This is a genomic window from Rhodococcus zopfii NBRC 100606 = JCM 9919, from assembly GCF_001895025.1.
Lineage (GTDB): Bacteria > Actinomycetota > Actinomycetes > Mycobacteriales > Mycobacteriaceae > Rhodococcus > Rhodococcus zopfii.
In genome coordinates this window covers 128,819-150,010 of sequence record NZ_BCXI01000019.1, presented here as the reverse complement: position 1 = coordinate 150,010, position 21,192 = coordinate 128,819, and the positions used below count along the sequence as shown (strand labels likewise).

The following is a 21,192-nucleotide window of genomic DNA, read 5'->3' as shown; positions in this document are numbered from 1 at the left end:
GCTAGCCGGCCTGTCGCTCGGACGCTCTAGAGTTGCTCCGGAATCTGCACTGCTGTGCAAGTGAAGAGTCCAGCGTGCGAGGACTGCTCGAGAGGACGAGGGGATGAAGGACGAATGCCAGATAGTCGGTGACGATGCCGCGTGTCCCGATCTGGTTGTCATCGACGACGAGTTCGGGACCGCACTTATGGGAACTGGTGAGGCTCTCGACGAGTACATGAGTTCTCTTGACATCCCAATCGTTCCGGTGCAGAGCGAATCGGGGGAAGCGCTCACTCAGATGAAGGACGTGGTCTTCGGCGGTCGAGCGGTCCGTTCTGCTTATTCGATCGCCGACCACGCCGAGAGCATTCTTCCTGGCCCGAGTTCGGCCTCGAACGTCAGCTATCACCGGATGGTGCGGGACGCAGGTAGTGGGAAGATCATCTCGCACGCACGGATTCCTGAACCTGGTATTGCTGCGATGGGATTTGGTCCGCAGATGGCGGCTTTGGCGGCTCTGGAAGCTGCAGTCGCTGCCCAGTTCGACGAGCTTCACGCGCGCCTCAACATTATCGAAGACAAGGTCGAGGAGATCCTCCGGCTCGCCTACGCCGAGCAGATCGGCGACGTGTTCGGCCACCATCGCGTGCTGACCGAACACGTCCGAGAGGTCAGAGCTGGTCATGGGCTTACCGCGACCGACTGGTCAACGATCGCATCGCTGGGTGTCGATCTTGCGGTCGGTGTGGAGAGGCTTCGCGCACATGCCATCAAACAACTCGAGATGCTCTCTCTTCAGGCCCGACCGGCCAAGCGGGCCGAACAACTCGAGAAGATGCTTCGAGCGAATCGCTTGGCCGAAACATTGCAGTTGCTTGTTGTTGCGCAGAAGTCCCTGTTCCTGTGGCAGAACCTCCGACTCGAACAGGTGCGAGTTCGGGAGCCCGAGTTTCTGGAGCAGACAATCGTCAGTGCGCGTCAGCGATTGCGTGAGCAGTACCGTGCGGACGTCGATCTGGTCACTAGACTGCGCGAAGCGATCGATGTTCATGCGGTGCTGCAGGTGACCGAAGTCCACCACATGTTGATCGGACGAACTCTCACGAAGCTCAGGGCGGAACTCGACGAAATGCTCACCGCATTCGTGCGTGCCCGCAATCTGCAGTTATCGGACCGGGATGTCGCCGAGCATGCGAGGATCTCCGATGCGTTGGCCGCGGCTCGGGACAAAGCTGGACAGATTGTCGTCGGCGGCAGACGCCAACTGGCTCGCGGTGCAGCAGGAGTCGCGGCATGGATCGATCCCAACGAACGTGACGGAAGTGGGGATGGCACCAAAGGTGGCAGAGGCGACCATTCGGAAGACGAGCGCTGGATCAAGCGGGTGTGACTTGACGCGTGTAGTAGGACAAGGCTGACTACTTGCTCGTTTCGCCTGCGAGAGGGTGCGTCGAAGGGCTGTGCTGAACCGGTTGTGGAACAGTGCGTGACATCAATTATCCTGCTGCCGGTCAGACCAATTCGGGTGAAGGGGCAGGTTGAACGCCGACAACCGTGTGCTGGAATCGATCATCCATTGCGAACTCCTGGCGCGGTGCAAGGCTGGCGACGACTTGCCGTGCTCGAAGATCGTTTCCGTCCAGGATGTGCCTCTACAGGAACAACAGGTTCCCGAACCGTGGACAGGTCACCTCGACCGGGCACGCCTGGTTTTCATCAGTAGCAATCCTTCGATCGATCCGCACGAGGCGTACCCACGCTGGGGCGACGACGTCGCCGAATCCGTTCGGTACTTCACCGGCCGGCTCGACGGCGGCCCGGGACAGATCCGTGACGGCAAATACAGTCCGTTACCCGACGGCGGCTGGTCCGGCGCTGTGCTTCAGGGCGGCGGTTCGGCAGCGCGCATTCGAACTGATTCCTGACGCAAACCCCGGTGTCGACTACGCACTCACGGAGGTTGTGCACTGCAAGAGCCAGAACGAGATCGGTGTCGCCGAGGCGCGTCATACGTGTGCGACGAGGTACCTCCCGAAGGTGTTGGCGGCCGCGAAGGAAGCCCGGTCTTTGCGGTAATCGGCGTACAAGCGGTCCGTGAGGTCTCGGATCTGTTCGGTTTGGAGCTCGACGGCAACAACAGATTTACGCAGCTCGAGCACGACCGGCGCCGGGGACCTTCATCTATCTCGACCATCCGTCGAGTGGTGGCAAGAAGAAGCGTGTCGCCACGGCGTTGACGCGTAAACAGCTCGACCGAGTGTGCGGCGAACTCGCGGTTGCCGATCTCGGTGCACCGTTGTCCGCAGCTTTGGCTGCAACATCGCCCGAAACGTGGGATCACCTTCGTGAACTCCTTCAGCGTGTGGAGCGGTTCGCTCCGCGCTTCGTGGGCGGTGATGCAGCACGGAACCCACAGTCTCAGTTCCCGGAGGCCGAGGCGAACGCGCTGGTCGACTATTTGAATGGGGCTGGTCTGGTGGTGCCGTTCGATTGGACCAATTGGTTGGAAGTCGTAGGTCCATCGGACGCCGATCCCACCGCGAGAATCGCGGAGTGCACCGCGGAGGAATGCCTGGGGTATCTCACCGCGATCTTCCGAGCCGCGCGATTCGTCGAAGGATCGTTCGAGCAGCAGTTCGTGGACGGATACCCGCAGCTGATCTTGGGCAGGCTCCTCGACCTGATGCATGGGAGAGTTTGACTTCAGGAACTGCGCTCCTTCCGATGCAGGTGCCACACCTCGCGCTTCACACAGCGCGATCCCGAATCACCGCGCGTGCCGCATCCGGAACATCCGCTTCGCGATCTTCATGTCGCGTTCAGAAGGTTCAACCGACAACAGGTTGAGTGGCGGCCGGAACCTCTCCACCGTCACCGAGTGGGGTCGGCTGAACTCACGCAGTCCATCTGCACCGTGGATCCTGCCGAACCCGGACTCACCGACGCCGCCGAACGGTAGGTTGGGGACGGTCCCGAAGCTGCCTACGCTGTTCACGGAAACCGCGCCGCTGCGGATTCGTCGTGCCGTCTGCAGTCCCTTCTTCTTGTTGCGGCTGAACACCGACGCACCCAGGCCATAGTGCGTGCTGTTGGCTCGTTCGACGGCGTCGTCGAGGTCACGTACCGGCTCGACGACTGCCGTCGGACCGAAGGTCTCCTCCTGAACTGCTGCGGAGGTATCGGGCACATCCTTCAGAACGACCGGTTCGATGTAGCGGTCGCGGACGGAATCGAGTCCGCCCATCACCGCGGTCGCGCCGTGATCGAGGGCGTCGAGGATGTGCCGTCGCACGATGTCGACCTGGCGCGGCAATGTCATCGGCCCGTAGGTTGCAGTGTCTTCCGGTCCCGGCCGAGCGCGAGAGAGGGCGGCGGTGAGCTTGTCGACAAACTGCTGGTACACGGGTGCTGCCACATAGATGCGTTCGACACCCACGCACGCCTGCCCCGCGTTCAGGACTGTCCCGAATGCTGTGGCTTCGGCGGCTTTGTCGAGGTCGGCATCCTCGGCGACGATCACTGCGTCCTTACCGCCGCATTCGGCGATCATCGGGGTCAGTGTCTCGGCACATACCGCCATCACTTTGCGCGCCGTGGCACCGGAACCGGTGAACGCGATCTTGTCGACACCGGATCGCGCAAGGGACGCGCCGGTCTCTCGAAGCCCGTAACGACCTGGAGCACCGGATGGCCGGGAACCACGGACACCCAAGTCTTTTCGAACCACGTCCCGACGCCTGGCGTGAGCTCGGAGGGCTTGAACACCACCGCATTACCCGCGGCGAGGGCGAACGAGATCGAGCCCATCGGCGTGAAGGCGGGGAAGTTCCACGACCCGATGACGCCGACAACTCTGAGAGGCAGGTACTCGACGATCGCCTTCTGATTCATCGATGGCACAGCCGACGGGACACGTCGCGGACGGAGCACCTTCTGCGCATTGCGCGCGGCCCAATCTAGGTACTCGACGGTGAGCATCACCTCGAAGAAGCCGGCGTCGTGCGGCTTCCCGGTTTCGGCGGATATCACGGACACCAGCGAATCGGACTCTGTGGCAATGACTTTCTTGAACTCCAGCAACAACTCGCGGCGGCCACGGAGTCCGAGCTGGCCACACCATCGTGCGGAGGTGCGGGCACGGTCGACGGTGGTGGCGACGTCGGCGGCGTCCATGATGGGGTATCGGCCGAGAACGGACTCGTCGCGCGGGTCGAGGCTGGTGAACGTGCGGCCGTGATCGATGGTCGCGGCGTCGGAAGACGACGGGGTGGAGCCATCGTGGGTCATGGCGAGCGCCTTTCGTTGAGATCACGTCGGACGAAGCGGCGTGGTAGGTGGAAGCGGATTCTTGAGGCGGCGCCGAGAAGAAGCCCATCGCCGCAGTTCGCGGGCAGTCCAGGGGAGCGCGCACCCACCAACGATGGCGCGGGTTATCGAGTCAACCCGAGATCGATGGCCGCAAGCCCGGCTTGCGTTCGGTTGTGGACGCCGAGTTTGGTGTAGAGATGCTCGACGTGGTTGCGCGTCGTCTTGTGGGTGATGTGCAGTTCGGTCGCGATCTGCCGGTTCGAGTGCCCCAGGGCGACGAGTCTGAGCACCTCCACCTCCCGCCCGGTTAACCCGGCCGGCCAGGGTGCCCGTCGCTTGGCCCGGTGCCCGGCGGCAGCCAGCACGGTCTCGACCGCTTCCGTGTCGAACCGTCCGGCTCCCGCGTCGCGGCGCATCCGCGCGGCCGCATCCTCGGCGGTGAGTGCCTGCCGGTGCGGTCGGGGTTCGCGTAGTCGTTGGTAGGTCTCCGCGGCTGCGAGTATTCGAGCCGGGACGCTCAGGTCGACGCCGCGCAGCCCGTTGGGATAGCCGGATCCGTCGAGCCGTTCGCGATGCGTCTGCGCGAGCGCGACGACCGGTTCCAATCCACCTACGCGACTGAGGATCCGGCCCGTCAGATACGGATACAACCGGACCCGCTCCCACTCCGCTGTGGTGAGCGGCCCCGGCTTCTCCCAGATCTGGTTGGGCACGCCCATCCGCCCCAGACCGTGCACCAGCCCGGCGCGGTAGAGGAGTTCGACGCCCGCGTCGGACAGCCCTCGGTGCCGTCCCGCGGCAGCCGCCAGATCTGCAACCTGCCTCGAATGACCGAGCAGAAAAGGACATTTCAGGTCGACGAAATCGGCCATCGCACGCAACAATTCGTCCAGTTCGGGGCCGCTCAAAATGTCGTGTCGATCCGGTGCCTGGGCTAGCGCCGCCGACCACGCATCCTGTTCGAGCACGCCCGCGGTGATTTCGGCCGCGGCATCGTCGAACGCCCCCACCACACGCGGACAGAACTGAGTTCCGCTGCGCGCCCTCGTCACGGAGATCGCCTTCTCCGGTCCACCGGTGCGCAGGTGCACCTCGGCGACGTCGGCCAGATGCACGATGTGCATCTCGACGGGTATCGCGTCACCGCGCGCACCGGCCGGCAGCCCCGCGCCGTCCCACCGTTCGAAGGTGAAGGCCAGCATCGCCCCGACCTGCGGGTCCAGCCCGATGCGGTCGGAGAGGACGCTCGCAGAGCCGCAATGGGACCGGATGAGCTCGGACATCTGCCGGCGCGCGGTGAACAGGAACGCGGCGACCCGGACGCTGCGCTCGGCCTGGGGGAGACCACGCCCGGCGTGACTGAGCAGCAGCCGCAGGAACGGCAGCCCGGTCATGTCGACCGAGTAGGTGTCGGCGCGGAAGACGATGTCGTCGCCGAACATGCGCGCCAGTTCGTGCGAGTCGGCGTGGCATCCGATCCACGCGACCAGGTTCGCGTAGTACACGACGGCCCGCTGCTCCGGGCTCAGTCCCATCCGGTCCGCGATGCGCGTGGCGATCAGTGCCGAGCGGAGCATGTGCTCCATCGGCTGACCAAGACCGAGATCGATCGCGAGGGACAGCGCGGCGACCAGTTCGGCTCGCCGGGGACCCTCATCGCTGGGCGACATCCTCCCAGTGTGGTCGGCAGGCGCCCAGGTACGGAAGATGAGGCATCGGCCCCATGACCCTGCGGCGCGCGCGGCGCACGATCGAAGTACCCGAAAACCTGGGAGGACGATCATGACCACCACCCCGCAATCAGCCGCAGAGCGGTCCTGTGAACTGCCCCGCGTCTCCGGAGAACGATTCGCCGGCTACGCGGTGATCGGCGCCCCGTTCGCGAGCGGCCACTACCTCGCGCTGCGCAGATTCCCTGCCAACTCCGTCGGCGACGGCTACACGTCCGTATGGCACCGCGACCCGGACGGGGCATGGACCGTCTACAGCGACGCCCCGGCCGAACTTAGCTGTCCCCGGTTCCTGGGCCACGCGCTGAGCCGGACCGAGCAGACCGACGTCCGCGCCGAGTGGACCGGCCCGGCCGACCTGCACGTCACGGCCGGGCGCGAGCTCGAGTGGGATCTTCGGATGAGCACGTCGCCGTCGACCACCGTCATGAACGCGGCGGGCAAGATCATGCCGGACGCGCTCTGGCACAGTCCCGCGGTGCTGTCGGCGATGGGGCGCGTCGCGGGACCGATGCTCGGCGTCGGCAAGGTTCGGCTCGGCGGGCACGTTCCGAACGGTCAGTGGTTCCGGGCCAACCCGCGCCAGTTGTGGGTTGCGGACACCGTGCGCGCGACGGTCGGCGGGTCCGATCTCGGTCCCGATGGTCCGCTGTCGGAGCAGGCGGCGTTCGGTGACTTCTGGCTGCCGCAGCGCGCGTTGTTCGCGACGGTGCAGGCATGGTTCGAGCCGTTCGATGCCCAGCGTCATTTCGCGGCTCGTCCTCGAGCCGAGGATTCAGCCGGCAACCGGTGATCGTTCGGGCAAAGCCGTCGATTCGTACGTCGCGATGTAGAGGTAGGCGCGCAGGTAATTCCGGTTATCGTTCCCCGCAGTAACGGCCTCGACCTCGGCGAGGAAGGACCAGCCGAGGCAGAAGCCGGAACTCTCCCCGGTAGACCTCGAGGTTTCGGTCGAAAGCCGCGGCAACTCGAGCGCAAATGACACACAATGGATTTCGGCACGAGTACGGCAAGCGAGAAAGGCACAAGAAGTTCCACCGCCCGCCCGCTCCGATCTGTATTGAAAGCTGCGGGCGGCCTTGCGTTTTCGGGATGCGCGATGATCGAAGCAGTCTTGGGACACCACGCGAGGAACGTCGAGCCCCTCGAGGCCCGCTCCGGACCAGCCGTACGAATCGATGACGACTCCGGTGGCGGCGGTGTCACTCTCCGAAGATTGCTTGCGGTTGCGACGCTGACACCCGCGCAGGCCGCTCTGCTCATCACGGATGTGGTCGATCAGCTCGAACTGGCATATGGCCGGGACCGTCAGCCGACCAGCCTCCAACGCGGTGCCGTGATGGTGTCCGAGAGTGGACAGCTCACACTCGAGTGCGCCGGGAATGCGAAATCCTGGGGCGAGCTACGCGGCGCGGTGGTGGATCTGCTTCGACGGATCGCGGCGAACAGTCGCAGTGCGGAATTCGCCGACCGGTTGGAGGAGGCGATCGCCGAGTCGATCACCGAGGGACCGGATTCGGACGACCTGGTGAAAAAGACCCGTCGCGCTGCCGCAACGGAATTCGACCCGAGTGAGGTGGAACGGAAGCGGCGCCAGATCGCCGCGCTCGTCTCGGCCGCACAGGGGCGCGCTCTTCCGGATGTGCCGGTGGTGGAGCAGCCGGACGTGCCGATCCAGCCGATCCAGGCGTCCTCTCTCGCGTCGAACAGCTGGCATCCACCCACGGGGAAGGTGTGGCATCGCAAGAGGAGAAGGCCGTCGCGGCGCCGATGGATACTCGCGCTGATCGCGATCCTGATACTCATCGGGATGGTGTGGGCGGCTCCCAAGGCGTGGTCGGAGCTGAATCGCGGTTGGCACACGCTCCTCGATCCGGTCGATACGTCGATGCCGAATCAGATCAGCCCGGTCTCGCCGCCGCCACCGGTGCCCGAAGCCGCACCGCCGCCGGGGACCGAACCGGGTCCCGTGCAAACCGCGCTTCCGGGCGTAGCCGGACCGATCACGCGGGTCGCCGCGACCTTCGCCAACGGTGCCTGCGAGGCAGGGCAACCGTGCACCATGCGGGTCGATGTCGGGGTCGATCCCGCCGCGAATGTCGGTGCGGTGACATGGAATCTGACCGTGTACGACCGATGCACGGGTGTGGTCCTGCCGGGTGGTGCGGTCACGGTGCCGGTGCCGCCGGGTGGGCAGGAGACATACGGCATCGGTAGCGTCGTCCTGCCTCCCGGATCGGCGCTGGCCGTCGCCGCGATCACCACCGCCCCCGCCGCGGCCGCGTCGGCGCCGGTGTACGTTCCCGCCGAGAACGCCACCTGTTCGGACGGGAGCCCACGTGCAGGCGGATAGGCGGAAATCCGATCCCTGGCTCGTCGCGGCGGCCGTCGCCCTTGTAGTTCTCGGCATGCTCAACATGGTCTCGACGGGCATGACGTCGCTCGCGGAGCGGCACGCGATTCTCGCCGTCGTGGGGCTCGGCGCGATGTGGGCCACGTCGCGCATGCGGATTGCCGCCCTGAGCAGGTTCGGGTGGGTGTTGTTCACCGTCACGGTCGTCCTGCTCGTGGCGGTGCCGCTGATCGGGATCGCGACCAAGGGTGCCCAGCGCTGGCTGGACCTCGGCCTGTTCACTCTGCAACCGTCCGAAATGGCCAAGCTCGCCCTGGTCCTGGTTCCCGCCACGATCCTGGCCGGTGGGAACACGGTCGGCAGGTTCGTTGCGGTCCTGCTGGTTGCTGCGGTGCCGATCGCGCTGGTCGCGCTGCAGCCCGACCTGTCGACCGCCGTGGTTCTCGTGGCGACTGTGATGCTCATGCTGATCCTGGCCAGGGTGCCGTTGCTCCGGCTGGCCCCCTTGTTCGCGATCGGGATGCTCTCGCTACCTATGGCCGTGCTGTTTCTCCGCCCGTACCAGCTCGAACGGATCCACGTGTTCCTGTCGCGCGACGCCGACCCACAGGGATCGGGCTGGGCGGCGTGGCAGGCGGACATCGCGATCGGCAGCGCGGGGTGGTGGGGTCTCGGGCGCGAGCCGGATTACGACCTGAGGGCCGAGTACCTGCCCGAATCGGAGCACGACCTGGCCTTTGCGAGCCTGGTGTACGGGTGGGGTTTGGTCGCCGGGGTGGCCGTCGTGTTGGCCGTCGTGGTCATCGTGTGGCGCTCGGTGCTCGCCGCCCGAACGGCACGGACCCGGGAGGGGGCACTCGTCGCGGCGGGCATCGGCGGCCTGTTCGGGATCCACACCGCTGTCTCGGTCGCCCAGAGTCTGTCGCTGCTGCCGCATACCGGTATGCCGATTCCCGTGTTCAGCTACGGGGGCACGGCCTCGATCGTCGGATTCGTGTCCATCGGGCTGGTGCTCGCGGTGCGCCGCGACGGTGTGACACGGCCCTTGTGGGCCACCGAGCCGCGGAAGCGACGGCTCCCGCGAGGCGTGTCGGTGGGTGCGGGGACTCTGACGGCATCGCTCGTCGCGATGTCGGTGTTCGCCTGGCAGCTGCAGACCTCGCACGGCACGGAACTGCGCGCAACGAGCGACACGCAGATGCTGCGCTGCATCCGCCTGCCCGCCGAGCGCGGCCAGATCCTCGATCGCACCGGTGTCCCGGTCGCGGTCAATGTCGCCGAGTACACCGTCGCGGTAGTTGCGCGAATGTTCGCCGAGGGGGACCCGGCAGTGCGCGACCAACTCGCGGCGTTGCTCGGCATCACCCCGGACCAGCTCGGGGAGGAGCTCCGGAACAGCGACGGGGAGCTGCAGGTCATGCTCGGACGGGTCGGGCCCGAGCAGGCTCGGCTGATCGTCGACGCCCACCTGCCGTGGGTCCTCGTATACCCGACGGGACGCCGGCAGTACCCGCAGGGGGCGGTGCTGGCATCGATCCTCGGGTACGTCGGGATTGCGGACGTGCAGGACATGCAGTTCTGGCCGAACCTCGCGCTCGGATCACGGGTCGGCAAGGCGGGGCTGGAGAAGCAGTACGACGCGTTGCTTCGCGGCACCGACGGCCGCCAGTGTGTGTACGTCGATCCGTCCGGACGTCCGGTCGGCACAGGGGAGCGGGTCGATCCGGTGCGGGGCCACGATCTGCGGCTGCACCTCGATCTCGGGCTGCAGCAGGCCGCCACCGATGCGCTGGCGCAGGCCGTGCGTAGCAGCGGCGGCGACCTCGGTGCGGCGGTCGTGATGGACGCCCGCACCGGGGCGGTGCTGGCGCTGGCCAGCGTCCCCGGCTACGACAACAACGTCTACGGACCCCCGGCCGACGTGGCCGCGATTGCGGCGCAGACCGAAGGATCCGGACCGGGCCGGATGCTCAATCACGCCGTCCAGACGGCCGTGCCGCCGGGCTCGACCTTCAAGATCGTGGTCGCCTCGGCGAACGCGGCGACCCACGTCTTGTCGCCGGACACTGTGCTCGCGGGCGGCGCGTCCTACACCTACGGGGGACACACGTTCGCGAACTGGCAGCCGATGGGTGGGAACAGTTTGCTCGGTGCGATCCAGTGGTCGGACAACGTCTACTTCTATCAACTTGCCGACCTCCTCGGCCCCGAACGCATGGCGACGACGGCCACCGAACTGGGGGCGGGCGCGCGATCGGGAATCGATCTGCCGAGCGAGTCCGAGGGCTTCCTCGGCACCCCGGAGAATGTCGGAAGTATCGGCGGAACCTGGTATCCGGGGTCGACGCTCTTGATGGGGATCGGTCAGGGCACCGTCACTGCGACTCCGATGCAGGTGGCGCGCTGGACGTCGGGCATCGCCACCGGTGCGATGGTGACACCTCAGCTCGCGGCGGCCTACGGGCCGGCGGACGCCGTGCCCATTCCCACCGCGGATCCTCGTCGGCTGTCCTTCGCGGACGAACTCGGTCCCGTGCGAGCGGGGATGCGGGCATCCGCCGCGGCCGGTACCGCCGGTACGCTCGCAAGCCTCCCGGTGACGGCCGGTGCCAAGACCGGCACGGCGGAGGATCCCTCGGCGCCCGGAAAGGGCCTCAATGCCTGGTTTTCCGCGGTGGTGCCTTTCGAGGCGCCCGAGGTCGTGGTGACGGCGTTGGTGCGTGGCGGTGGATTCGGTTCTGCGACATCCGGTCCGGTGGTCAAGGGACTGCTCGAGCGTTACCTCGCTCAAATCCGTGGCCCGGCCCCGGCCCGCTGAGCAGCGGAACCCCGTCAATGATCAGTGGCTGGCCCGCTGACCCGTGCGCGTTTTCGGTAGCAGCCGCTACCGAAAACGCGCACGAGGGGCAGCGGTCAGTGGATGCGGTTGTAATTGATCAGGAGCTGTAGGCCGCGACCACCTCGGGGTGGTCCATGCACGCGGTCGCGCCTTCTGCGACGCAGGTGAGCGGGCGCTCGGCAGTCTTCACGGGCAACCCGAGGGACTCTTCGAGCAGCTGCGACATGCCGCGCAACATCGACCCGCCACCGATCGCCAGGATGCCTTCGGCCATCACGTCACTGATCGCCCGCGGAGGAAGGTCGTCCAGGCAAGCGGCCAGCGTCTGCACGATGCCGGTTGTGGTGGGCCGCACAGCATCCAGGATCTCCTCGGTTTCGAGGGTGAGCAGTCGCGCCCGGCCGGTCGTGGCGTCGCGGCCCTCCACCACGAGCGACTGTCCGTCGCTGGTCTCCGGCGCCCCCACCTTTGCCCGTTCGGCGGTGAGCTCGCCGACGATGATCTTGTGCTCCGCGCGCAGATACCGGTGCAGCGCTCTGGTCAGGTCATCGCCCGCAATTCGGCAACTGCGGTGGGCAAGGACCCCGCCGAAACAGAGGGCGGTGACTTCCGAAGTGCCGCCGCCGATGTCGACGACGAGGTGGGTGCGTGGCTCGAGCGGGTTGATCCCGCAACCGAGGGCACCCGCGACCGGTTCCGGTATCAAGGCCACTTTCCTGAGGCCGGCCTCGTGCCCGACCTCGAGCAGCGCGCGGCGTTCGAGTGGAGTGGCGCCTGCCGGAACTGCGATGACGCCCGTCGGCCGCAGACCGTACCGCCTTTGCGGGGCGGCCCGCTTGATGACGGCCGTGACGTATGCCCGGGCCGATTCGAGGTCCACGATCACGCCATCACGTATCGGACGAACCGGCGTGATCCCGACCGGAGTGCGGTCGACGAGGGCACTCGCATCCTGGCCGATCGCGAGGGCGCGGTGCGGATCCTTCGTTCGCACCATCATCAATGACGGCTCGTTCAGGACTATTCCGTCTTCGGGGGTGCCGACGACAGTGTTGGCAGTTCCGAGATCGATACCAAATCCACGCACGTCGGCCTCCGACCGGGATTCCAGCGAGATCGTCCAGATAGTTAACAGCGGCAGCGACATTGGATGATGTCGCGTACCACAGATTACCGCTGTCGAATTCCCTTCAGCGGGTTGTTCGCCGGAATATCGGGTGATATAGGGCCGAAATCCACCGACGGGCGGTGCAGTTGTGGCCGAAATGACGAAAGTGCCCTCTGCGCTGGGATGATTGACTATTCTTCCCTCAACCGCAATGCACGGACGTCATGCCGCAGCAGGGGTGCGGCACCCGCACCTGACGGCACGGCCCTGTTCGTCGTCGGGCAGCCATCCGAACTCGTCGCAGGCGGTGCATTTCGGCTGCGCCGCAGATGGTTCCGGGAGTGCCTGCCACAGCGGAATCCACGCTTGCGCGAACCGCATGGGATCACCGGCGCGGTGGACAGACTTCGCGGCCATGACCAGCTTCGGGATCCCGTGCGCCTCGACGAGTTGGTCGATGGCTGCGACGTCGCCGGGCTTGAGGTAGGCGAACGTTGCGGTCAATCCCGCCGCTCGGCTTGCTGTGGCGAGCCGGCCGACCGCAGGACCGGACGCGACCTTCCCGGCTCGAGACGAGCGGTTGGTTTTCGTTCTTGGTTTCTCGGTACTGACAAGAGCGCCGGGTTGCCCGACGTCGGTGCGTCCGCGGGTCGGTTTTCCAGGCGCCGGGCCGGTCACGGGTTCCTCGTAGACCGTCTGGATGGTGCGCCACCGGCCGCCTTCGTCCTGGATCTTCTCCCGCACGAGGTAGCCGAGGTCGGCGAGCTCGCGCAGCGCCGAACGGACGGCGTCGCGGCCTTCCTTCGGGGACTGCGCGGCGATCGACTCGGACCGGGTATGCCAGTCGTCCGGCTTCGACAACAGCCAGGTCAAGATGCCGCGTGCGCGGAAGGACAGGCGCTCGTCGTTGATGACGGCATTGCTGAGAATGGTGAAGTTGCCGGCAAGGCGCGGTCCACGACGCACGCCGCCAGCCAGGGTATTCTGGCCCACGTTCGACTCCTTGATAGTCGGACATCCGGCCCGTCGGGAGCTGCAACTCCTGGCGGGCCTTCTTCAGTTGTGACGCCACGCTCGTGACGATTGGGCCATTCTGGCACCGCGTTGACAGGCCGCGCAAGGATTCCTTCGAACACGTATTCGGCGCCGAATCGCTGCCCACAGACTTCTCGTGTAGTGGAATGAGATTGTCCGCGAGGAACAATCGAAGGAGTGTCCGACATGCGACCCACCGGCGTCACGGCGAACGTCAACGTCCCCGACATCGAGCAGGCGCGCACCTTCTACTCGGACTTCCTCGGTCTCTCCGTCGAAGAAATGAACCTGGGGTGGGTCGCACGGTTCACGACCCCGGACGGGCGCGCCGTCGTCCAGTTGGTCAGTGGCGACGCGACCGCACCGGTCGATTCCGTGCTGTCCGTCCACGTCGGCGATCAGGTCGAGGCCGCGTACGAGGAGGCGCAGCGTCGAGGATTCGAGATCGTCCATCCGCTGACAACGGAGCCGTGGGGCGTGCGAAGGTTCTTCGTGCGCGCACCCGACGGTTCCGTCATCAACATCGTCAGCCACTCGGACGACCCGGAGTAGCGGCCGGCCATTCCGCCTGTGTGGATTTGTGTTCGCCACGCGAACTCGATTCCACACAGAACGGTGCGGTGCCCGCTCTCGCCCGGCCGTCCCCGCCGGATGTCTCTAGAATCCGGGAATGGGCAGCAGGTCGGTCACCAGCTACGACGTCGCACGCCGCGCAGGCGTGTCGCAGTCGACGGTGTCGCGCGCGCTCCGCAACGATCCGCGGGTCATCGAGGCGACCCGGGAGCGCATCCAGGCTCTCGCCGCGGAGATGGGCTACGTCCCGCATGTCACCGCGCGGAGCCTGATCACCCGCAGGTCGTCGACCATCGGCATCGTGAGCGGCGACCTTCGCAACCCGTCGTACCCGACGCTGGTGAACACCCTGCAGGACTGCTTCGCCCGCCGCGACTATCGGGTGCTGCTGATGAGCGACCGCACCGAAGGCTCGCTCGAGAAGGACATCCTCGCGCTGCGCGGGGGCCTGGTCGACGGGGTCGTGTTCATCTCGTCGCGGCTCGATTCGCCGATGGTGTCGGAGATGATCGACTGGAAGATTCCGCTGGTGATCCTCAGCCGGGACGTGGACGACCGGCACGCCGGCCGGGTCGACCGCGTGACGTCGGACAACATCGGAGGGGGCCGCCTCATCGCCGACCACCTGGTCGATCTCGGGCACACCCGGATCGGCCTGATCTCCGGGCCGTTGCAGAACCCCAGTATTCGGTTGCGTGAGCAGGGCTTCCGTGACGGGCTCGCGGCGCGCGGCGTCGTGCTCGACGAGAAGCGGGTGTATCGCGGCGCGGTGGATTCGTCGACCGGCCTCGAGGGTGGACTTGCGCTGCTTGGGGGTGAAGACCGCCCGACGGCGGTGTTCTGCGCGACCGACTACATGGCCTACGGAACTCTGGATGCCGCGAAGCGGCTGAATCTGGATGTGCCGGGCGATGTTTCCATTGTCGGCTACAACGACCTCCAGCAGTCCGGTTGGTCGATCTTCGATCTGACCACGGTGCGTCAGCCGCTGGAGGACATGGCGGTCGCCGCGGCGGCGCTGCTGCTGGCGCGAATCGACGGCGCGGCGGGGCGTCCGGTGCACCGGGACTTCGATGTGGAGTGGGTGCAGCGGGGGAGTGTGGCGGCGTGTCCCCACCCCGCCCACGATCGTTAACGTAGGCAATAAGTCCGTAACCGGACGGCCCCGGCTCGGCAATAACTCCTGCATACATTCGAAGTCATAGCGAGGCGGGCAGCGCGGCCCGGCTCGCTTCCTCGAATCTCCCCGCCTCACAGGAGTGACCATGGACATCGGCGTATTCATCCCCATCGGCAACAACGGCTGGCTCATCTCCAAGAGCGCCCCGCAGTACATGCCCTCGTTCGAACTCAACAAGGCGGTCGTGCAGAAGGCCGAGGAACACGGACTCGATTTCGCGCTGTCGATGATCAAGCTCAAGGGCTTCGGCGGCGAAACCGAGTTCTGGGATCACAACCTCGAGTCCTTTACGCTGATGGCGGGACTCGCGGCGGTCACCGAGAAGATCAAGCTGTTCGCGTCGACCGCGATCCTCACCCTTCCGCCGGCGCTCGTGGCTCGCATGGCCTCGACCATCGACTCGATCGCCCCCGGGCGCTTCGGTGTCAACATCGTGACCGGTTGGGCCCCCAACGAATACACGCAAATGGGCCTGTGGCCGGGAGAGGAGTACTTCGGCTACCGGTACGCGCAGGCGACCGAGTATGTCACGGTCATGAAGCAGCTGTGGGCCGACGGCGTCAGTAACTTCAAGGGCGAGCACTACACGATGGACGAGTGCGTCCTGTCGCCGAGTCCGACCGGCGGTGGCGTCCCGATCGTCGCGGCCGGACAGTCCAAGAGCGGCATGAAGTTCGCGTCCGAGATGGCCGACTTCAACTTCATCATGGGCACCGGCATCAACACGCCCACCGCGATCTCCGACTCCGTCGCCACCCTGGTCGATTCTGCCGCGGCCACAGGCCGCGACGTGGGCGCGCTGACCCTGTTCATGATCATCGCCGACGAGACCGACGAAGCGGCACAGGCGAAGTGGCAGGACTACCACGACAACGCCGACCTCGCGGCCCTCGGCTACATGGCCGACCAGTCCGCGGCCGACGCCACCGCGGACGATGTGTCCACCGCTCGGACCATCGCGTTGCCGGAGGGCGCCGTGAACTTCAACATGGGCACCCTCGTCGGGTCGTACGAGACCGTGGCGAAGATGCTCGACGAGGTCGCCGAGCTCGACGGCATCAAGGGCATCATGCTCACCTTCGACGACTTCTTGCAGGGCATCGAGAACTTCGGCACCCGAATCCAGCCGCTCATGAAGAGCCGCAACACCATCGCGGCCGAAGCGGCCTGACCCGAACGACGGGTGGCAGCGCGCGCAGCACGCCGCGCTCCCACCCGTCTCCCATTTCTTCCCCGGAGGTTCCTCCTTGACTTCGCGCACCCTCGACGTCGCCATCGTGCAGGCCGGCGAACTGACCGAGGACCTCCTCGGCAACCTGGCCCGGCTCGCGGCACTCGTCCGCACCGCGGCGACGCCCGGCGACGACGGCACCACCCCCGACCTGGTGGTCCTACCGGAACTGATCACCACCCCCTACTTCTGCACCGGTCACGACGTCGACCGCACCCCGTGGGCGCAGACGATTCCGGGAGACGCCACCGACCTGTTCGGCGACCTCGCACGAGAACTGGGCTGCGCCATCGCCTTCGGCATGTTCGAGCGCACGGCCCACGACGTCACCCACAACTCCGTCGTGCTGATCGACGCGACCGGCGAGGTGCTCACCTGGCGCACCCCGGACGGCGCAGGCGTGCCGGCCTACCGCAAGCTGTCGCTGCCCGCGAGCAAGGTCGGCGACGTCGACATCGACGAGAAGTACCACTTCTCGCCCGGGCAGGCACCGGCCACCGTCGACGCGTTCGGCACCCGGCTCGGCTGCGTCATCTGCTACGACCGCACCTTCCCCGAATACTGGGCGGTTGCCCGCGCACTCGGCGCGGAAGTGATGCTCGCGATCGTCTCGTCGCTCGGCACCCGCGAAGAGCTGTTCCTCGCCGAACTGCAAACGCGCGCGCTCGAGTCGCAGACGTGGATCATCGCCGCCAACCGCGGTGGCCCCGAAACCCTCAACGGCGTGACCGTCGACTACTTCGGGTTGTCCTGCGTGATCTCGCCGAGCGGTGAGATCGTCACCCTGGCCCCGCCGCACCGCGCGGACCAGACCCTGCGGGTCACCCTCGACCTCGACGCCGTGCCCGCCCGCCGGGCCTCCTTCCCGCTGGCCCGCGACCGCCGCCCCGACGTGCTGCGCCTGCTCGCCGACCTCACCGCCGGCACCGTGCGCGCCGCGCCGCTCCCGCGCCCGGCCACCCTCCCGAGCGAGGTGATCGGATGACCGCGACCGACTATCCCGACCTGACCGCGACCGCGGCCACCACCGTCGACGACCTGCTGCCGCAGGCCCGCGCCGACATGGCGCCGCTGCTCGACGCATCCCGGCTCGCGCCGCTCGAGCCGGTGCCGGACGGGCCGCCGTGCGAACCCGCCCATTCCGTGGCGCTGCTGGCGTCGCGGCCGGTCCCGCCGCCGCCGATACCCGCACCCGCGGACACACCATCGACGGACGTGCCGCTCCACGAACTCGGCGTGCGCGACCTCCTGGCCGCGTACGCGTCCGGCAGTACCACCCCGAGCGGGGTGCTCGTCGCGCTGCGCGCCCGCTGGACCGACCCGGCGCTCGCCGGGGGAGCGGTGCTCGCCGTCGTCGACGGAGCGGACGACGCTGCCGCGGACGCCGGCCGACGCTGGAACGACGGCACGGCCCGCCCGCTCGAGGGGATCTTCTTCGGCGTCAAGGACATCATCGACGTCGCCGGTGCACCCGTCACCGCGGGATCACACACCACCGGGGACCGCATCGCCGCGACCGACGCGACGGCGGTGGCGCGGTTACGCGCCGCCGGCGCGATCCCCGTCCTGATCACCGCAACAACGGAATTCGCTTGCGGCGCACCGCACAACGCCCGCTACGGGGCGGTGACGAATCCCTGGGACCGGAGCCGCTGGACCGGCGGCTCGTCCACCGGTTCGGCCGGCGCCCTTGCGGCCCGGCTGGTTCCGCTGGCGCTCGGCACCGACACCGGCGGATCGATCCGCGTCCCGAGCGCGCTGTGCAACCTCACCGGCATCAAGCCGACGTACGGTCTCGTCCCGCGCACCGGCGTCGCGTCGCTGTCGTGGACCCTCGACCACATCGGACCCATGGCCCGCTCCGCGGCCGACCTGCGCATCGTCCTCGACGTGCTCGCCGGACCCGACGGACTCGATCCCGCGGCCGCCCCGGCGCCCGTCGCCCGGGAGGTGCAGGCCGCGCTCGCGGCCGTCGGCCCCGCGGAAGTCCCTTCGCTCACCGGCGTCCGGATCGGCATCCCGACCGTGTGGTTCACCGACCTGTGCGACGCCGCGGTGCTCGGCGCGTGGGAGTCCGTCGTCGGGACCTTCCGCGACCTCGGCGCCGACATCGTGGCTGTCGACATCCCGGACGCCCAGCGCATCCACGACGACGTGACGATCGTGATGACCAGCGAACTCGCCTCGAACCAGGAGGGGGCGCTCGCGAAGTTCGCGGACTACGACATCGGCACGCAGGTCCGGATCGCGCGCGGCCTCGTCCCGTCGGCGGTCGACTACCTGCGCTCGGTCCGTCGCCGCACCCTCGCCCAGCGGGCGGCGGTGGAGGCGTTCGACGCGGCGGGCATCGACGTGCTCGTCACCCCCGGCATCGGAGCCACCGCGGCGCGCCTGTCCGACGTCACCGTCGAGATCGACGGCGTCCGGCATCCCATGCAGCCGATCGTGGGTCGTAACACGAGCCTGGTCGACTATCTCGGTTTCCCCGCGGTGATGGCGCCGGCCGGGTTCGTCGACGGTCTGCCCGCCGGGGTTCAGCTGGTGGGGCGGCCCTGGGCCGACGACACCTGTCTCCGTCTCGCCCACGTGTTGCAGACGGTCACCGATGTCCACACCCAACGCGCCGATGAATAGCGTGACCGCGCAGAGTCATCCGCGACCGTGGCAGGTGTTCGCCGCCCTGAGCGTCGGCGTGGTCGCGGTGTTCCTGAGCCTGAGCGGCTTGACGGTCGCCCTGCCGACCGTCGCGCGGGAACTGGACGCGTCCGGTGCTCAATCGACGTGGATCCTGCTCGGCTACATGCTCGTCACCACGGCGCTGATTCTCGTGTTCGGCCGGCTGGCCGACATCATCGGCCGCCGGCCGCTCTATCTCGCCGGTCTCGTCACCTTCACGGTCGCCACCGGACTGTGCATGCTCGCACCGTCCGCCGGATGGCTCATCGCCGCCCGCGTCCTCCAGGGCGCCGGGGCGGCGGCCGTCGTCACCAACAACACGGCCCTGCTCACGGACACCTTCCCGCCGCACACCCTGGGCCGGGCGCTCGGGTGGAACGCGACCGTCGCGGCGGTCGCGCAGGTGGTCGGACCCCTCATCGGTGGTGCCGCGACCGCGGCACTCGGGTGGCGCGGGCTGTTCGCGGTGGTCCTTCCCGTCGGGCTCGTCGCGATCGCCGCGTCGATCTGGGTGATCCCGCGCGGCCCCCGCAAGGCCGTGCAGCGGGAGCCGTTCGACATGGCCGGCGCGGTGCTGTCCACCGTCCTGCTCACCGCCGTGGTCCTCGCGCTCACCCCCGGCGTCAGTTCGCTGTGGCGGCTGCCGTGGGCGTGTGGTGGCGCGAGTGTCGTTCTCGCCGTGGTGTTCGTGGTGGTGCAGATCCGGCGCACACATCCGCTCGTGGACGTGAGTCTGTTCCGCAACCGCGGGATCGCGCTGGTGCTCGCCGCGGTGCTCGTGAATGCCGTCGCCACCTATGCCGTGACGTTGCTGGTGTCGCTGTACGGGCAAGCGGTGAACGGGATCTCGGCCGTCGCTGCCGGTGCACTGGTGATGCCCGTCGCGATCGGGACGGTCGTGGCCGCCTCCGCCGCCGGGTCGCTGATGCTGCGTTTCAGCTCCCGCACCCTCACCGCAACCGGGATGGCGCTCAATGCCGTCGGCCTGTTCGGCATCGCGCTGATGCTCTCGCCCGACGGTGGTTCGCTCGCCGCGATCGCACCGTTCCTGTTCGTGCTCGGTTGCGGGACAGGGCTGTTCATGACGCCCTCGACGAGTGCGCTCATGCTGACCGCCCCGGCCGACCGCCGGGGGATCGCCAACGGACTGCGTTCGACGCTGCAGAACGTCGGTTATCTGCTGAGCACCGCGCTCGCGCTCGTGTTCGCGACGGCGGGTCTGAGCGCGGCGGCGCGGCAGGCCGCGTACGGTGGCACCCTCGGCGCGCTCGGCAGCGGCGAGGTGAGCCGGTTCGTCGACAACGTCCGCATCGTCGGCATCGCGCTTGCTCTCGTCGCTCTCGCCGGTGTCGCGGTGTGCCTTGCCTTTCCGCACCGCAAGGTCAACGCGACCGTCCATACGCTCGAACCCGTCGAACTGCTCGAGGAGTCCGCATGACCACCGACGACCGCACCGCCCAGTCCGCCGACTATGCCCGAGCCGGCTTCGGGCAGGAACTCGAACCCGGTACCCGTCCGGCCCTCGTCGTCGTCGATCCCGCCCGCGCCTACATCGATCCCGAGTGCCCGCTGTACGCCGGTGTGGAGGAGAACGTCGAGGCGATGCGCACGCTGCTCGCCGAGGCGCGCGAGGCCGGAATTCCGGTGGTGATCACCGAGGTTCGGCTGCGTGCCAACGGGTCCGACGCGGCCGTGTTCTTCAAGAAGTCCGGCACGCTCGTGGCGTTCTGCGAGGGCAGTCCGTACGGGGAATTCATCCACGGACTCGAACCGACGTGCGCCGAGATGCTGGTGACCAAGAAGTACCCGAGCGCGTTCTTCGGCACCACCCTGAATTCGCATCTGACCTGGCTCGGAGTCGACACCGTGCTCATCGCGGGTCTGTCCACCAGCGGCTGTGTGCGAGCGACGACGCTCGACGCCATGCAGCACGGCTACGTACCCATCGTGGTGGAAGATGCGGTCGGAGACCGTGATTCGACGATCCACCGATCGAACCTGTTCGACATGCAGCAGAAGATGGCCGAAGTGTGGCCGCTGACGCGCGCGCAGGAGTACCTCCGCGCGATCTCCACCGGCAATTAACACGAATGAACCACGGGTGTTGCCGCATGCAACACGCCCCGCAATACATTCGAAGTCATCACCTTTCCCGGTCGGGTCCCCAACGGTGCGGA

The 21,192-nt window shown here is 67.3% G+C and carries 16 protein-coding genes and 1 pseudogene; 13 read left to right on the top strand and 4 right to left on the bottom strand.

The features are described 5' to 3' along the window. Positions 1 to 103: 103 nt before the first annotated feature. The 3 genes from RZ1_RS14825 to RZ1_RS14815 all read left to right on the top strand — a co-directional run bounded on the left by RZ1_RS14825 (position 104) and on the right by RZ1_RS14815 (position 2,683). A complete protein-coding gene (locus tag RZ1_RS14825) occupies positions 104 to 1,372 on the top strand; it encodes a hypothetical protein (RefSeq protein WP_072812966.1) in 1,269 nt (422 codons plus the stop codon). Between the two features lie 148 nt (positions 1,373 to 1,520). After that, the gene (locus tag RZ1_RS14820; RefSeq protein WP_072812964.1) at positions 1,521 to 1,907 is read left to right on the top strand and encodes a hypothetical protein; all 387 of its coding nucleotides are present in this window, start codon (positions 1,521 to 1,523) and stop codon (positions 1,905 to 1,907) included. A gap of 308 nt (positions 1,908 to 2,215) precedes the next feature. Next, positions 2,216 to 2,683 (top strand): DUF6508 domain-containing protein, encoded by a 468-nt coding sequence (locus tag RZ1_RS14815; RefSeq protein ID WP_139281847.1) that lies wholly within the window; start codon positions 2,216 to 2,218, stop codon positions 2,681 to 2,683. Between the two features lie 66 nt (positions 2,684 to 2,749). On the opposite strand, the pseudogene RZ1_RS14810 reads toward RZ1_RS14815, so the two are convergent. Both RZ1_RS14810 and RZ1_RS14805 read right to left on the bottom strand, forming a co-directional pair. Then, positions 2,750 to 4,269 (bottom strand): annotated as a pseudogene (locus RZ1_RS14810) (aldehyde dehydrogenase family protein). Between the two features lie 143 nt (positions 4,270 to 4,412). After that, positions 4,413 to 5,960: an HD domain-containing phosphohydrolase gene (locus RZ1_RS14805; RefSeq protein WP_072812961.1), complete on the bottom strand. Its 1,548-nt coding sequence runs from the start codon at positions 5,958 to 5,960 to the stop codon at positions 4,413 to 4,415. Between the two features lie 112 nt (positions 5,961 to 6,072). On the opposite strand from RZ1_RS14805, the gene RZ1_RS14800 reads away from it, so the two are divergent. From RZ1_RS14800 to RZ1_RS14785, 3 genes are all read left to right on the top strand, one after another. Next, positions 6,073 to 6,813: a hypothetical protein gene (locus RZ1_RS14800; RefSeq protein ID WP_072812959.1), complete on the top strand. Its 741-nt coding sequence runs from the start codon at positions 6,073 to 6,075 to the stop codon at positions 6,811 to 6,813. Positions 6,814 to 7,119: 306 nt separating this feature from the next. Then, entirely contained in the window at positions 7,120 to 8,373 is a 1,254-nt protein-coding gene (locus RZ1_RS14790) for a hypothetical protein (protein WP_072812956.1), read from the top strand. Beyond that, complete coding sequence (locus RZ1_RS14785) at positions 8,360 to 11,191, top strand: FtsW/RodA/SpoVE family cell cycle protein (protein ID WP_072812955.1); 2,832 nt, start codon at positions 8,360 to 8,362, stop codon at positions 11,189 to 11,191. Before RZ1_RS14790 ends, RZ1_RS14785 begins: the two co-directional genes overlap by 14 nt. A gap of 118 nt (positions 11,192 to 11,309) precedes the next feature. Here the strand turns inward: RZ1_RS14785 and RZ1_RS14780 are convergent, their stop codons facing one another. After that, a complete protein-coding gene (locus tag RZ1_RS14780; protein ID WP_072813008.1) occupies positions 11,310 to 12,299 on the bottom strand; it encodes a rod shape-determining protein in 990 nt (329 codons plus the stop codon). Between the two features lie 243 nt (positions 12,300 to 12,542). Beyond that, positions 12,543 to 13,313, bottom strand: coding sequence for a helix-turn-helix domain-containing protein (locus RZ1_RS14775; RefSeq protein ID WP_083583706.1), 771 nt, complete (start codon positions 13,311 to 13,313; stop codon positions 12,543 to 12,545). A gap of 228 nt (positions 13,314 to 13,541) precedes the next feature. Here RZ1_RS14775 and RZ1_RS14770 point away from each other — a divergent pair, with 228 nt between their 5' ends. The 7 genes from RZ1_RS14770 (at position 13,542) to RZ1_RS14740 (ending at position 21,100) form a co-directional block, all read left to right on the top strand. After that, positions 13,542 to 13,907 carry a VOC family protein gene (locus tag RZ1_RS14770; RefSeq protein ID WP_072813007.1) on the top strand — a complete coding sequence of 122 codons (366 nt, stop codon included), beginning with the start codon at positions 13,542 to 13,544 and terminating at the stop codon, positions 13,905 to 13,907. Between the two features lie 118 nt (positions 13,908 to 14,025). Beyond that, entirely contained in the window at positions 14,026 to 15,063 is a 1,038-nt protein-coding gene (locus RZ1_RS14765; protein ID WP_072812951.1) for a LacI family DNA-binding transcriptional regulator, read from the top strand. 130 nt (positions 15,064 to 15,193) lie between these two features. Next, a complete protein-coding gene (gene rutA / locus RZ1_RS14760; protein WP_072812950.1) occupies positions 15,194 to 16,279 on the top strand; it encodes a pyrimidine utilization protein A in 1,086 nt (361 codons plus the stop codon). A gap of 76 nt (positions 16,280 to 16,355) precedes the next feature. Beyond that, positions 16,356 to 17,324, top strand: coding sequence for a carbon-nitrogen hydrolase family protein (locus RZ1_RS14755; RefSeq protein ID WP_072812948.1), 969 nt, complete (start codon positions 16,356 to 16,358; stop codon positions 17,322 to 17,324). Continuing rightward, complete coding sequence (locus tag RZ1_RS14750; protein ID WP_072812946.1) at positions 17,321 to 18,973, top strand: amidase; 1,653 nt, start codon at positions 17,321 to 17,323, stop codon at positions 18,971 to 18,973. The genes RZ1_RS14755 and RZ1_RS14750 overlap by 4 nt, the downstream gene beginning before the upstream one ends. Further along, complete coding sequence (locus RZ1_RS14745) at positions 18,966 to 20,453, top strand: MFS transporter (RefSeq protein ID WP_072812944.1); 1,488 nt, start codon at positions 18,966 to 18,968, stop codon at positions 20,451 to 20,453. The genes RZ1_RS14750 and RZ1_RS14745 overlap by 8 nt, the downstream gene beginning before the upstream one ends. After that, entirely contained in the window at positions 20,450 to 21,100 is a 651-nt protein-coding gene (locus RZ1_RS14740) for an isochorismatase family protein (RefSeq protein WP_072812943.1), read from the top strand. The genes RZ1_RS14745 and RZ1_RS14740 overlap by 4 nt, the downstream gene beginning before the upstream one ends. Positions 21,101 to 21,192: the final 92 nt, after the last annotated feature.

What these genes read in the sequence shown, in the direction of transcription:
- RZ1_RS14790 (WP_072812956.1), top strand. Translation starts at nt 7,120, where the DNA reads ATGATCGAAGCAGTCTTGGGACACCACGCGAGGAACGTCGAGCCCCTC.
- RZ1_RS14740 (WP_072812943.1), top strand. Translation starts at nt 20,450, where the DNA reads ATGACCACCGACGACCGCACCGCCCAGTCCGCCGACTATGCCCGAGCC.
- rutA (WP_072812950.1), top strand. Translation starts at nt 15,194, where the DNA reads ATGGACATCGGCGTATTCATCCCCATCGGCAACAACGGCTGGCTCATC.
- RZ1_RS14770 (WP_072813007.1), top strand. Translation starts at nt 13,542, where the DNA reads ATGCGACCCACCGGCGTCACGGCGAACGTCAACGTCCCCGACATCGAG.
- RZ1_RS14750 (WP_072812946.1), top strand. Translation starts at nt 17,321, where the DNA reads ATGACCGCGACCGACTATCCCGACCTGACCGCGACCGCGGCCACCACC.
- RZ1_RS14765 (WP_072812951.1), top strand. Translation starts at nt 14,026, where the DNA reads ATGGGCAGCAGGTCGGTCACCAGCTACGACGTCGCACGCCGCGCAGGC.
- RZ1_RS14800 (WP_072812959.1), top strand. Translation starts at nt 6,073, where the DNA reads ATGACCACCACCCCGCAATCAGCCGCAGAGCGGTCCTGTGAACTGCCC.
- RZ1_RS14825 (WP_072812966.1), top strand. Translation starts at nt 104, where the DNA reads ATGAAGGACGAATGCCAGATAGTCGGTGACGATGCCGCGTGTCCCGAT.
- RZ1_RS14805 (WP_072812961.1), bottom strand. Translation starts at nt 5,960, where the DNA reads ATGTCGCCCAGCGATGAGGGTCCCCGGCGAGCCGAACTGGTCGCCGCG.
- RZ1_RS14745 (WP_072812944.1), top strand. Translation starts at nt 18,966, where the DNA reads ATGAATAGCGTGACCGCGCAGAGTCATCCGCGACCGTGGCAGGTGTTC.